Origin of the sequence: Tenacibaculum piscium (genome assembly GCF_021390755.1) — a bacterium.
Taxonomy (GTDB): Bacteria; Bacteroidota; Bacteroidia; order Flavobacteriales; family Flavobacteriaceae; genus Polaribacter; species Polaribacter piscius.
Genome location: NZ_JAJGWR010000008.1, coordinates 27,367 through 41,626, shown reverse-complemented (window position 1 = coordinate 41,626; position 14,260 = coordinate 27,367). Strand labels below are relative to the sequence as shown.

The window sequence follows — 14,260 nt, the reverse complement described above, 5'->3', positions numbered from 1 at the left end:
TTTAAAAACATTTTATAGTTGAAAAATCGAATCCGTCAAACTGAATTTATTTCAGTTTGACGGATTCGATTTTTCAACTATAAAATGTTTTTAAATAAAATTTAAACAGGCTCTTAGAATATCCTTGGCTAGCGAAAGTATCTTGCTTGTGCTAAAATATTTTTTATTTCTTGTGTTTTTAACTTTGTTCACGAGCAAGATGCTCGCGATAGCGATATCTAATTTTTACAGTAAATTTAAATAGGCTTTTTTTAGAATATCCTTTGCTAGTGCAAGTATCTTGCTTTTGTTAAAACAGTTTTTATTTCTTGTATTTATTTTGTTCACTAGCAAGATGCTCTCGATAGCGATATCTAATTTTTATAGGAAATTTAAATAGTTTTTTATTAGAGCCTGTTTAAAAATTAAATAAAAAACCAAATTCTCGTCATTCTGAATTTATTTCAGAATCGCATAAAGAGAAGAACTACGGCAAATCAGGATGCGAAACTGAAATAAATTCAGTTTGACGGATTCGATTTTTCAACTAAAAAATGTTTTTAAATAAAATTTAAACAGGCTCTTAGAATATCCTTTGCTAGCGAAAGTATCTTGCTTGTGCTAAAATATTTTTTATTTCTTGTGTTTTTAACTTTGTTCACGAGCAAGATGCTCTCGATAGCGATATCTAATTTTTACAGTAAATTTAAATAGGCTTTTTTTAGAATATCCTTTGGCTAGCGAAAGCATCTTGCTTGTGCTAAAACAGTTTTTATTTCTTGTGTTTTACTTTGTTCACGAGCAAGATGCTCGCGATAGCGATATCTAATTTTTACAGGAAATTTAAATAGTTTTTTATCAGAATATCCTTGGCTAGCGCAAGCATCTTGCTTGTGCTAAATCTTGGTTTTTACTTTGTTCACGGAAGTTTAAATAGACTTTTATATAATATTGACTTCAATTTCTAAAGAAATATCAAACTTATCAAGAATAATTTTTTGAATTTTTTGTGCTAGTTTTAGAATTTCATTTCCAGTAGCATTTCCGTAATTTACTAAAACGAGGGCTTGTTTTTCATGAACGCCACAACTGTCAAATCTTTTACCTTTAAATCCGATTTGTTCAATTAACCAACCTGCTGGAATTTTAACCTGATTTTTTGAAATTTCATAATTCGGCATTAACGGAAATTGATTGATAAGCGTTTCAAAAAGTTCTTTTGAAATAATAGGATTTTTAAAAAAACTTCCGCTGTTACCGATTTTTTTAGGGTCGGGAAGTTTTTCTTTTCGGATAGCAATTACGGCATCAGAAATATTTTTTATCGTTGGGTTTATAATGTTTTTAGAGTTCATTTCGGCTTCGATAGCACCGTAAGAAGTATGTAATTGATGTTCTTTTTTACTCAATTTAAAACAAACAGAAGTAATAATATATTTGCCTTTCGAAGCATTTTTGAAAATAGAATTTCGATAGCCAAAATTACAATCTTCATTTGAAAAGGATACTAATTTTTGGGTTTCAATCGCTACGGCTTCCACACGCGTAATCGTATCTTTTACTTCCACGCCATATGCTCCGATATTTTGAATCGGGCAAGTTCCTACATTTCCAGGAATTAACGATAAATTTTCAAGTCCTCCATAATCTTGAGAAACGCACCAAAGCACAAATTCGTGCCAATTTTCACCCGCATTTACGGTGATAAAAATGTTGTCTTCAGTTTCACTATCAATAGAAATCCCTTTGATATTAAGATGAACCACTAATTTTTCAATATCTTTTGTTAATAGCATATTGCTTCCACCAGAAATTAAAAATAACTCTTTTTCTGATTTTAAAAGTTGCTGTAAATTATAAAGGGAATCAATACTAACAAAGCGTTTGGCATTCACAGAAATGCCAAACGTATTGTAGTTTTTTAAAGATATATTTTCTTGAATTTTCAATGAATTTCAATTTTTTTGATGAATTTATTGATGCTTTTATTTATTAGGATATTTTGTCAAAGCAATTTTTAAGATTTCAACCGAACGAATTAAATCAACTTTATTTAATACATAAGCGATACGAACTTGATTTTTTCCTTCTCCTTCTGTCGAATAAAATCCGCTTGCAGGAGCTACCATAACTGTTTCGTTATGATCATTAAATTCTTCTAAAAGCCATTGTGAAAATTTATCAGCATCGGCAACAGGTAATTCTACGACACAATAAAAAGCTCCTTTTGGATTCGCAACTTTTACGCCGTCAATTTTTTGTAATTCAGAAATTAAGGTATTTCTACGTTCTTGATATTCTTCAATTACTTCATCAAAATAACTTTGAGGGGTGTCTAAAGCCGCTTCACTAGCTAATAAAGCATAGGTTGGTGGGCTTAAACGTGCTTGTGCAAATTTAATTGCAGTGTTCATAAATTCCTCATTTCGAGAAACAATACAACCGATTCTTGCACCACACATACTGTAACGTTTTGAAACAGAATCAATCATAATTGCGTTTTCTGATAAACCGTCTAAAGTCATTATTGAATGATGCTTTGCACCATCATAGGTAAATTCACGATATACTTCATCAGCAATTAAAAATAAATCGTGCTTTAAAACAATTTGCTTTAATTTTTCAATTTCAGCAGCACTGTATAAATATCCAGTCGGATTTCCTGGATTACAAATTAAAATTGCTTTTGTTTTCGGTGTAATTAATTTTTCAAAATCTTCAATAGCAGGTAAGGCAAAATTATCCTCTATTTTAGAAATTACAGGAACTACTTTTACTCCTGAAGCCGTAGAAAAACCATTGTAATTCGCATAAAAAGGCTCAGGAATAATAATTTCATCACCTGGATCGGTAATACTTCCGATGGTAAATAATAACGCTTCAGAACCTCCCGTAGTGGCAATAATATTATTTGCCGTTACATGAATGTCGTTTTTAGCGTAGTAATTTGCAAGCTTCGTTCGGTATTGTTCAGAACCCTCCGAACGAGCGTATGATAATACTTCAATAGTATTGTTTTTAACTGCATCTAACGCTACTTTAGGCGTTTTAATATCAGGTTGACCAATATTTAAATGATACACTTTTGTGCCGTTTTTTTTAGCAGCCTCTGCAAAGGGAACCAATTTACGAATTGGTGATTGAGGCATAGAATTCCCTTTTAAAGAAATAGTAGGCATAGGATATAATTTTATGGTTGTTTAATGCAAATTTGCAAAATATATTTCGAAAAATAGAGCTTATATATAAATAAAAAGAACTTTAGATAATGCCGAAACTCAATAAATAGACTTAGCCCCGATTGAAGCATCTGTTTGAGCTCCTTTTTTTGATTTTTCTTCAAAAAAAGAGCGAGTGCGGAAAGCGGGAAATAGCTCCAAAAAAAAAGTGTCAATATTTATGCAATATTGACACTTTAAAAAGACTTTAAAAAGAACTATTATTTAGTCTTAATTATTTTACAGAAGCTACATCTTTCGAAATAAATCCTTTGATTTTGACACGCTTTCTGGTGTTCTTTGCATTCGAAACAATTGTTAACGCCTTAGAGAATCCTCCAATTCTTTTGGTGTCGTAAGAAACATCGATACTCCCTTTCTGACCTGGCATAATTGGCGCTTCAGGCTTTTTAGGAACCGTACAACCACAAGCAGAAATAATATCTTTAATAATAATAGGCTCATCACCGATATTCGTAAATTCAAACGTGCGTTTTCCTTCAGAACCAACCGCTATTTTACCATAGTCGATAGTTTCTGTTTCAAATTTAAATTCTTGTGCGCTAACTGTTAATGTTATAAAAAGAACAGCTACAAATGATAAAATGGTTTTCATAATTGATACGTTATTTAAGGAAATTAATCCGTTACAAATTTAATATTATTTTTTTAGTTAAAAAAAACCAACATCTAATTTTTTATACCACTATAGATAATTGTATTTTTGTTTTTTTAATTTCAAAAACAATGCCAAAGCATAAGTAATTTGAAAAAACTTATGGCATAAATATACATAAAACATATGAATATTCCATCAAAATACGATTCTAAAGAAGTAGAAGGAAAATGGTACGATTACTGGATGAAACATAACTATTTTCATTCAGAAGTAGATGAGCGAGAACCTTACACCATTGTAATACCGCCACCTAACGTAACGGGAGTATTGCATATGGGACACATGTTAAACAACACGATTCAAGATGTGTTAATCCGTCGTGCTCGTTTACAAGGTAAAAATGCGTGTTGGGTGCCTGGAACCGATCACGCATCAATAGCAACCGAAGCAAAGGTAGTCGCAAAACTAAAAGAACAAGGAATCGATAAAAATGATTTAACTCGTGAAGAATTCTTAGCGCACGCTTGGGAATGGAAAAATGAATACGGAGGAATTATTTTAGAGCAATTGAAAAAATTAGGTGCTTCTTGCGATTGGGAACGTACTGCCTTTACAATGGATCCTGCGTTATCAGCATCTGTAATTAAAGTTTTTGTTGATTTATATAATAAAGGCTTAATCTACCGTGGTTATAGAATGGTAAATTGGGATCCTGAAGCAAAAACAACCCTTTCTGATGAAGAAGTAATTCATGTTGAAAAACAAGGAAATCTTTATTATTTAGAATATAAAATTGAAGGTTCTGACCAAAAATTAACCATCGCAACCACACGTCCTGAAACTATTTTCGGAGATACTGCAATTTGTATTAATCCAAATGATGAACGTTTTACACATTTAAAAGGTAAAAAAGCAATTGTTCCTTTATGTAATCGTGTAATTCCTATTATTGAAGATGAATATGTAGATGTTGAATTCGGAACTGGATGTTTAAAAGTTACTCCAGCACACGATGAAAATGATAAAGTTTTAGGAGATAAACACAAATTAGAAGTAATCGATATTTTTAATGAGGATGCTTCTTTAAACTCTTTTGGATTACAGTATCAAGGAAAAGATCGTTTTGTAGCTCGTAAATTAGTCGTTAAAGAATTAGAAGAAAAAGGAATTTTAGTAAAAACAGAAGTTCATATTAATAAAGTAGGAACTTCTGAAAGAACTAATGCTGTTATCGAACCAAGATTGTCAGATCAATGGTTTTTAAAGATGGAAGAGTTAGCAAAACCTGCTATTGAAGCTGTTTTAGGAGAAGATAGCGAAATTAAATTATATCCGAAGAAATTTGAAAACACGTACCGTCATTGGATGGAAAATGTACGTGATTGGAATATTTCGCGTCAATTATGGTGGGGACAACAAATTCCTGCGTATTTCTATGGCGATGGAAAAGAAGATTTTGTAGTTGCTGAAAGTATTGAAGAAGCGGTAGTTTTAGCAAAAGATAAGACAAAGAATACTTCGCTGTCGGCGTCCGACTTAAGACAAGATGAAGATGCGTTAGATACGTGGTTTTCTTCTTGGTTATGGCCAATGTCTGTTTTTGATGGAATTAATAACCCTGAAAATGAAGAAATTAAATATTATTATCCAACAAACGATTTAGTTACAGGACCAGATATTTTATTTTTCTGGGTAGCAAGAATGATTGTTGCAGGATACGAATATAAAGACGAACGTCCATTTGAAAACGTTTATTTAACAGGTTTGGTACGTGATAAACAACGTAGAAAAATGTCTAAATCGTTAGGGAATTCACCTGATGCTTTAAAGTTAATTGAAGATTATAGTGCCGATGGAGTTCGTGTAGGTTTATTATTAAGTGCTGCTGCCGGTAACGATTTAATGTTCGATGAAGATTTATGTAAGCAAGGAAAAGGTTTTTCAAATAAAATTTGGAATGCTTTTCGTTTAGTTACAGGTTGGGAAATTGATGAAACTATTGAGCAACCTGAATCAGCAAAAATAGGTTTAGAATGGTATGCTGTTAAATTTCAAACAGTGTTAGCTGAAATTGAAGATCATTTTTCTAAATATCGTTTATCAGATGCTTTAATGGCTATTTATAAACTAATTATGGATGATTTTTCATCATGGTTATTAGAAGCCGTAAAACCAGCGTATCAACAACCAATTGACAAAAAAACATTTGATGCCGTAATTGCTATTTTTGAAGATAATCTAAAAATATTACATCCGTTTATGCCTTTCTTATCCGAAGAAATTTGGCAACATATTACGGATAGAACGCCAGAAGAAGCGTTAATTATTGCAAAATATCCTGAACTTAAAAAAGTAGATACAACAATACTTGGTCAATTCGAATTTGCTACGGATGTTGTATCAGGAATTAGAACTATCAGAAAAAATAAAAATATTTCATTTAAAGATGCTGTTGAATTATCAGTAGTAAATAATGAAAATTTCACCAATAAATTTGATGTTTTAATTGAAAAATTAACCAACGCATCAACAATTAAGTATGTTTCAGAAAAAGTTGATGGAGCTTCGTTTAGAGTAAAATCGAACGAATATTTTATTCCTGTTGCTGAAGAAGAAATTGATGTAGAAGCTGAAACCATTAAGTTAAATGCTGAATTAAAAAGAGCAGAAGGTTTCTTATTTGGAATTCAAAAGAAATTATCAAATGAGCGTTTTGTAAGCAATGCACCAGATCAGGTAATTGTTATTGAACGTAAAAAAGAATCAGATACGTTAGCGAAGATTGAAACGATTAAAAGTAGTTTAGCTTCTTTAAAATAATTTTTTTCTCATAAAAAGATAAATCCGATGATTGTAAAAAATTATCGGGTTTTTTGTGTTTAATAATTAGAGGCTGTTTAAATTTTATCTGAAAAAAATATAGTAATAAAAAATGACTGCAAGGGGTTAAAACCCCTTGTTAAAAGGAACTAAAAATCACAAAAAAAAAGCTAAAAAATGTGGCAAATCAGGATGCGAAACTGAAATAAATTCCCTTTGACGTATTTTTATTTTTAAAACAAGGGGTTTTAACCCCTTGCCATGCTATTTTGACGGTACAAAAAATTTTGGAATAAAATTTAAACAGGCTCTTAATAAGAATCTTTCTAGTTGATAATGTTAATAAAATGGCTTTATATATTTAATAATTCCTTAAAAGTAGAATAGATACATTTGTTTTTGTATTAAAAATAAGTTGTATTTATGAAACATAAAAACGTTTATATACTTTTAATTATTTCGCTAATAGTTTTTACAGCAGGTATTGGTAGTATTGATATCTATTTTTTAGATGAAGCTAAAAATGCTATTTGTGCCAGAGAAATGATGCAAAATAATAACTATATCATACCAACGTATAATGGTGTTTTAAGATCCGATAAACCGCCATTACATTATTACTTTATGATTTTGTCATATAAAATTTGGGGCGTAAATCCTTTTGCTGCCAGATTTTTTTCTGCAATAATGGGGGTGTTAACAGTTGTTTGTTTGTATTTGTTTTCAAAAAAACATGTAGGAACTAAAACCGCTTTTTATGCAAGTTTACTTTTAGTTAGTTCTTTACATTTTAATATACAAATGCACTGGAGTGTTCCTGATCCTTATTTTATTTTTTTAATGACACTTTCAGGGCTTAGTTTTTATGAATTTTATAATACAGGGAAAATAAAATGGTGGTTTATATTTTATATATCATTAGGCTTATCATTTTTAACCAAAGGTCCGGTAGGTATTGTTTTATTAAGTTTAGCTGTTTTTTTATTTTTAATTATAATGAAAGATTTTAAATGGAAAACAATCAAAAAAATTAATCCTTTTTTAGGGATTCCATTGTCTTTAAGTATTGCTTTTCCGTGGTTTTATGCTGTTCATAAAGCTACAAAAGGTGAGTTTACAAATAATTTTTTCTTTAAACATAATTTTGAGCGTTTTACCAGCGAAATGGAAGGGCATGGAGGTGTTTTTTTATTAACCATACTTTTTGTGATTTTAGGTTTAATTCCTTGGTTTTTCTTTTTATTAAAATATAAATTAATTAAGATAATTATAAAAGAAAACAGTTTTCTTTTATTCAGTTTTTGTGTTTCGGTAAGTATTGTTGCTTTTTTTATGATTTCAGGAACAAAATTACCAAATTACACCGTTCCTGCTTATCCGTGGATTTTTATGTTGCTCTCAGCAATATTGATGAAGGTTCAAAATAAAAAACCTTTTTTAATCGCAATATTAGTAGTGTCAATTATTTTGCCTATCGGAATAATTATAGGAATACAGCAAGATAAAGTTATTTATAATCTTTATCTTTTGGGAACATCTTTCTTTATAATTACTATAGGAGCATTAATTGCTTATAAATTACGAAACACAACGTACAAATGGATTCATGCTTTAAGTGCTAGTTGGCTTTTGATGGCTTTGGTGTTTTTTTATGGAGTTTTTCCTATTATTGATAAAGAAAATCCTGTAGAGAAAACAATTTCATTATTTGAAGAAAATCAAAATGTAGTAGGTTATGGAGTTATAAATTCAGCATTTATTTTTAAAATGAAAAAAGAAATTCCTATTTTTAAAAATATTGATGACTTAAAAACATATATAGATAATCATCCCAAAGGAGGAATGGTTATTACTCGGGCTCATAAAAAGAATGAAGTATTATTTGAATCTTTAGGTTTAATAGAAGTTGCAAGAGAAAGAGATTTGTTTGAAAATCCTACAACATTAATTTTAAAGTTCTAAGTTTTTTTGATGACTAAAACAATAAATGTTGAAATAAATCCTAAAAAAGCACCAAACGCTACATCTATTAGAAAATGTTGTAATAGATAAACTCTAGATAAACCTGCTAAACAAGTTAAAATAAGTAACGTAAATTGCCAGTTTTTATTTATCTTAAAAAAAAATAGCGTAAAGAAAAATAAAGAAAATACAGTTAGCGTATGCCCTGAGGGAAAACTATTATAACTATGAATAGTTACTTCGGGTACTTTATGTAAAGAGCTAAATAAATCATTACTAAAGTATGCTTTTGGTCGCGGTGCACCTTTGAATATTAATTTTTTTAAAAACCAAGAAAAACCTGTTTGTATCAGTAGTAAGTAAATTAAATATTTTATGTTTTTCTTTTTTATAAAAAAACATAAAATAGCTAAAGGCAAGTATAATAGAGCATCTCCTAAATAGGTAATGTATTTAAAAAAAAAGTCTAAAAACGAATTGTGATATTTATTAAAAGTAATTAAAAAATCTCCTTTAGGCATACTTGTGCTAGAGAAAAATAAAGTAGAAAGAATAATAACTATTGATAAAAAAAGGATGAGGTTTTTTTTAATAAAAGAACTTAAAAAACTAAGATAGTTATCATATTCTTCTTTTTTCGAAATATAAATAGCGTCTTTATAATTTAACATTACAGTTTATTTAAGGTTGAGTTCCAAAATTAAAAAACCGCTTTTATCTAAATGTTAATTATTTTTTTATTGATTTTATGAAATAGTTAATTGTTTTTTTCTTTTTGAATAATGATAAAAAGAGTTCATTTTTCTTTAATAAAAGAAATGTTAATTAATAGTATCTAAAGAAAAGAAGATTTATAAACTAAATCAAAATATGTATATTTGGCACAATGGTTGAGACTATAAAAATTATAGAATGTCCGAGGGACGCAATGCAAGGAATAAAAAATCGTTTTATTTCTACAGAAGCTAAGGTAAAATACATTAATTCACTATTAAATGTAGGCTTTGATACGATTGATTTTGGAAGCTTTGTGTCGCCCAAAGCAATTCCTCAAATGAGAGATACTGCCGCTGTTTTATCAAAGTTAGATTTGTCAAAAACACGTAGTAAATTATTAGCAATTGTAGCAAATGTGAGAGGCGCAAATGATGCCGCTCAATTTGAAGAAATAGATTATTTAGGATATCCTTTTTCAATATCTGAAAATTTTCAAATGCGAAATACGCATAAAACAATTGAACAATCGGTGGATACTTTAAAAGAAGTTTTATCAATCGCCAATAGAAGTAATAAAGAAGTTGTGGCATATATGTCAATGGGTTTTGGAAATCCGTATGGAGATCCGTGGAATGTAGAAATAGTAGGAGAATGGACGGAAAAATTATCCAAACTAGGCGTTAAAATTTTATCTTTATCAGATACCGTTGGCAGTTCAACTCCTGAAGATATCAATTATCTATTCTCCAACTTAATACCGAGTTATCCTGAAATAGAATTTGGAGCTCATTTACATACGACTCCTGTAAAATGGCACGAAAAAGTAGACAGTGCTTTTAAGGCAGGATGCAAACGTTTTGATGGCGCAATTATGGGATACGGAGGTTGCCCGATGGCAAAAGATGAATTAACAGGGAATATGCCAACAGAAAAATTATTGTCATATTTTACTGCAAAAAAAATAGCAACAAATATAAAACCAATGAGTTTTGAGAGTGCTTATAATAAAGCTCTTGAAGTTTTTTAAAGCTTATGAAATTTAAAATTAACATACTTTTCTTCTTTCTAATTGTTTTTTGTCAAACGATTTTTTGCCAATCTATAACTGATGAGCGAATAGGAGTGTGGCAAATTAAAAACGGTATTTTAATTATCAATAATTCGAATAAAAATGATTTAGCGAACGATTATTGGAAAGAATTTTACCGTATTTTCCCAAAAGAATTAACTACAAAATATGTTAAACGAATCGTTTTAATGACCGATGGTGTAGATAATAAAGTCGGTGCATTAGTGTCTTTAAATGCTAGAAATGATAAATGGCAACTCGAAATAGATGTAAAAGATGTAAATCTTAAAACTAGAAATAAAAAAAGATTACACGAATCTATTTATACGATGGTGCATGAATTTGGACACTTATTAACACTCAATAAAACACAAATAAGACCAACTACAAAAATAGAACAAGGAGAAGGTGAACTTTATTTAACACATGAAGGAGAGGCGTATCGAAAAAGTTATATCAACCGATTTGTAAACCTATTCTGGAAAGGAAATCTATTAACTCGATGGGATAAAATTCAACGAGATTATTGCTATACTGAAGCAAATTGTGTAGAAAAATTATACGATTTATATCAAAATAATTCTACAGAATTTTTAACAGATTACGCCGCAGAAAGTCCTGAAGAAGATATCGTAGAGAGTTGGACAGCATTCGTTTTAAGACCAAAAATTAAAAAACCAAGAACAATCGCTCATAAAAAAAGAAATTTTTTTTACCAATTTCCAGAATTAGTAGAATATCGTAAAACAATCAGACAAAATACCCGTAAATATCTTCATTAGAGATTTGTAAATTATCAAAAAAAATAGATTAAAAATATAAATGAAACAATTTAAACTACTAACACTCGCCCTACTAACAGTCCTTGTTAGTAGCTGTGGTTCTCAAAAAAATGCACAAAACAACTCGAAAAATAATTCGAAAACTGTTTATCAATTTAAAAAAGATTCTACAAAAACATACTTTAATATTCTACAATTAAACGATGTGTACGAAATCGCTCCGATTCAAAGTGGTAAGTTTGGCGGAATGGCAAGAGTAGAAACGGTGCATCAAAACTTAAAAAATGAAAATAAAAATACCATGCTCGTTTTGGCAGGTGATTTCTTAAATCCATCATTAATAGGAGCTATGAAAGTTGATGGAGCTCGTGTGAGAGGTCAGCAAATGGTGGAGGTAATGAATGCGATGAATTTTGATTTGGTCGCCTTTGGTAATCATGAACTAGACCTAAGTTACACCAACTTACAAGAACGATTAAATGAAAGTCATTTTGACTGGATTTCATCAAATGTATTGCATCATAAAAATGGAAAACATCATTATTTTCATAAAGTAATCAACGGAAAAAAAGAAAGCTTAGAAGATTCATATATCAGAGAATTTTTAAATCCTGACGGTTCGACCTTAAAAGTTGGTTTTATAAGTGCTTGTATTGCATCAAACCCAAAAAGTTATGTGTATTATGGTGATGTATATCAGGAGATAAAAAGAGCTTACAATGAAATAAAAAACAAGGTAGATGTCGTTATTGGACTAACACATTTGAACTTAGAACAAGATAAAAAAGTTGCCGAATTATTACCAAATCTTCCGTTAATAATGGGCGGACATGAGCATACAAATAGTCATGATGAAATCGGAAATGTTGTTATAGCCAAAGCAGATGCCAATGCTAAAACAGTCTATATTCATCGATTTGAATACGATCCAACCACTAAAAAAATTCAACTAAAATCAGAATTAAAAGAAATTAATCATAAAATTCCTACCGATCAAAAAATAGGCGTTATTGTTGATAAATGGCAAATGATTCTAAAAAATAAAATTCAAGATATTGTATCGAATCCGTACGAAGTGATTTATAAAACAAAAATTCCTTTAGATGCTAGAGAAACACCTATTAGAAGTACACAAACAAATATGGGTGAAATTATCGCAAAATCAATGAGTTTTGCCTACAATAATACGGTTGATTGTGCTTTGGTAAATGGTGGTTCTGTTCGTATTGATGATGCTTTGGTAGGAAAAATAAGCGTTATTGATATTTTTAGAGTATTGCCTTATGGAGGACAAATTCTGAAAGTGAAAATAAAAGGAAAATTACTAAAAGAAGTATTAGAATTTGGCGAAAATTCGGCAGGAACTGGCGCTTATTTACAGCGTTATAACGCAACAAAAATAGGCGATACCTGGAAGATAAAAAATCAGCAAATAAATAATAATAAAATATATACGGTTGCTTTTTCAGATTATTTATTAAAAGGATATGATATTCCAATGTTATCCGAAAAAAATCCAGACGTACTTTCTATACATACTCCAAAATCATCAGAAGTGAGTTACGATATTAGAAAAGCGGTTATTCAATATCTTAAAAAACAATAACTACATTCTAGAGTTTGAAGGTAATTTGAAGGTAAGAGAGTAAGCTCAAGACAAGGGGTTAAAACCCTTTGCCATCATTTTTTGCCACTATTTTTTTCAGATGAAATTAAAACAGGCTCTAAAATAAATTAAAAGTTTATTTTTTATTTAAAATAAGTCTTAATAAGTTTTGTTTAAATGATTATCTATTTTACATTTGCACCCGTAAAACAAATAATTGTTTAAATTTAATCTTAATAAGTTAAAAAATCAAAAAATGAAAAGAATATTTCTATCAACATTAGTGCTTTCAACGTTACTTTTTGCTTCTTGTTCAGAAGACAAGTCCGACCCAGTTGTAAATGTTGAAGCTCCAGCAACGTATAATTTTGAAAACGTAAGTTTTTCAGGACAAGTTACTCGTTTAAAAATGGCAGGTGAATTTAAAAACGCCTTAGGAAAAGATGGTTTTGCTATTAAAGAAGACGTTTCTGCTGAAGTTGCTTTAACAAAATTAACCAATATGTTTGCTAAGGGAACTGGTTTTGCTGATGCAACATTAAAAGGTAAAATATTAAGAGAAACGATTGCATCAGGAAGTAGTTCTACCTTAACAAGTGTTCAAAGTGATGCGTTACGTACAAAAATAGACGGCTGGATTAAAGATTTTGCACAAAATGTTGTACCAGCAAAAACAAACGATGCATCTAAAGGTATTGCGGGTAATTTAGAGAATAAAAGATACGTAAATGCAAAAGGTATTGAGGTAAATCAAGCGGTTGCTAAAACAATGATTGGTGCTATTATGTTAGACCAAATTGTAAATAAATATGTATCAAAAGAATATTTAGCAGGTGCAACTGCTGATAATGATGCAGATAAACCATATAAAGAAGGCGCTAAATATACTAAATTACAACATGGTTGGGATGAAGCATATGGTTATGTTTTTGGTTTAGAAGATGATTATAAAAAACCTGTAAATAGCACTGATGCTAGAAAAGGATTTTTAAATTCATATTTAAAATCAGTAGAAGCTGATGAAGATTTTAAAGGAATTTTCGATAACGTAAACAATGCCTTTAAAAAAGGACGACAAGCAATTGTTGTTAAAAATTACGAGGTAATGCACGAACAAGCAGCAATTTTAAGAATGGAATTGTCTAAAGTAATCGCTATTAGAACGGTACATTATTTAGTGAAAGGAAAAGGTGCTAAAAATGCAAGTACATTACACGCATTGTCGGAAGCTTATGGTTTTGCACACGCAATGATGTTTGCACACGCTAACGGACCAACAGGAATACAGCAAGTCGGTGCAATGATGAACAGCACGATTGAAGCCTTAGAAAAAGATGGTTTATGGTCTGTAAAAGATGAAACATTAGATGTTTTATCAAAAAAATTAGCAAGTTATTACGGTTTTACAGTAGCAGAAGCATTGTAATATTTGTAAATAAAGGCAAATAAACAAAAATTAATTAGTGAAATAATTTATATAAAAAATAG

General features: G+C 30.0%; 10 protein-coding genes. 6 read left to right on the top strand and 4 right to left on the bottom strand.

All coding sequences use genetic code 11. The annotated features are described in order from the left end of the window. Positions 1 to 920: 920 nt before the first annotated feature. The 3 genes from murB to L0U72_RS10895 form a co-directional block, all read right to left on the bottom strand. Positions 921 to 1,928: a UDP-N-acetylmuramate dehydrogenase gene (gene murB, locus L0U72_RS10905; protein ID WP_233899212.1), complete on the bottom strand. Its 1,008-nt coding sequence runs from the start codon at positions 1,926 to 1,928 to the stop codon at positions 921 to 923. Positions 1,929 to 1,964: 36 nt separating this feature from the next. Then, positions 1,965 to 3,158 (bottom strand): pyridoxal phosphate-dependent aminotransferase, encoded by a 1,194-nt coding sequence (locus L0U72_RS10900; RefSeq protein ID WP_101917013.1) that lies wholly within the window; start codon positions 3,156 to 3,158, stop codon positions 1,965 to 1,967. A 274-nt stretch (positions 3,159 to 3,432) separates the two neighbouring features. Beyond that, entirely contained in the window at positions 3,433 to 3,813 is a 381-nt protein-coding gene (locus tag L0U72_RS10895; RefSeq protein ID WP_233899210.1) for a DUF1573 domain-containing protein, read from the bottom strand. A 186-nt stretch (positions 3,814 to 3,999) separates the two neighbouring features. On the opposite strand from L0U72_RS10895, the gene L0U72_RS10890 reads away from it, so the two are divergent. Both L0U72_RS10890 and L0U72_RS10885 read left to right on the top strand, forming a co-directional pair. Beyond that, complete coding sequence (locus tag L0U72_RS10890; protein WP_233899208.1) at positions 4,000 to 6,636, top strand: valine--tRNA ligase; 2,637 nt, start codon at positions 4,000 to 4,002, stop codon at positions 6,634 to 6,636. A 423-nt stretch (positions 6,637 to 7,059) separates the two neighbouring features. Beyond that, positions 7,060 to 8,598, top strand: coding sequence for an ArnT family glycosyltransferase (locus L0U72_RS10885; protein ID WP_233899206.1), 1,539 nt, complete (start codon positions 7,060 to 7,062; stop codon positions 8,596 to 8,598). Here L0U72_RS10885 and L0U72_RS10880 read toward each other — a convergent pair. Next, a complete protein-coding gene (locus L0U72_RS10880) occupies positions 8,595 to 9,269 on the bottom strand; it encodes a phosphatase PAP2 family protein (protein WP_101917017.1) in 675 nt (224 codons plus the stop codon). The genes L0U72_RS10885 and L0U72_RS10880 overlap by 4 nt on opposite strands. A 257-nt stretch (positions 9,270 to 9,526) precedes the next feature. On the opposite strand from L0U72_RS10880, the gene L0U72_RS10875 reads away from it, so the two are divergent. The 4 genes from L0U72_RS10875 to L0U72_RS10860 all read left to right on the top strand — a co-directional run bounded on the left by L0U72_RS10875 (position 9,527) and on the right by L0U72_RS10860 (position 14,198). Beyond that, on the top strand, positions 9,527 to 10,342 hold the full coding sequence (locus L0U72_RS10875) for a beta/alpha barrel domain-containing protein (RefSeq protein WP_394801461.1): 816 nt from the start codon (positions 9,527 to 9,529) through the stop codon (positions 10,340 to 10,342). Between the two features lie 95 nt (positions 10,343 to 10,437). Beyond that, positions 10,438 to 11,166 carry a hypothetical protein gene (locus L0U72_RS10870; RefSeq protein WP_233899202.1) on the top strand — a complete coding sequence of 243 codons (729 nt, stop codon included), beginning with the start codon at positions 10,438 to 10,440 and terminating at the stop codon, positions 11,164 to 11,166. 40 nt (positions 11,167 to 11,206) lie between these two features. Beyond that, a complete protein-coding gene (locus tag L0U72_RS10865) occupies positions 11,207 to 12,772 on the top strand; it encodes a bifunctional metallophosphatase/5'-nucleotidase (protein WP_233899200.1) in 1,566 nt (521 codons plus the stop codon). A gap of 256 nt (positions 12,773 to 13,028) precedes the next feature. Next, positions 13,029 to 14,198: a DUF4856 domain-containing protein gene (locus L0U72_RS10860; protein WP_233899198.1), complete on the top strand. Its 1,170-nt coding sequence runs from the start codon at positions 13,029 to 13,031 to the stop codon at positions 14,196 to 14,198. Positions 14,199 to 14,260: the final 62 nt, after the last annotated feature.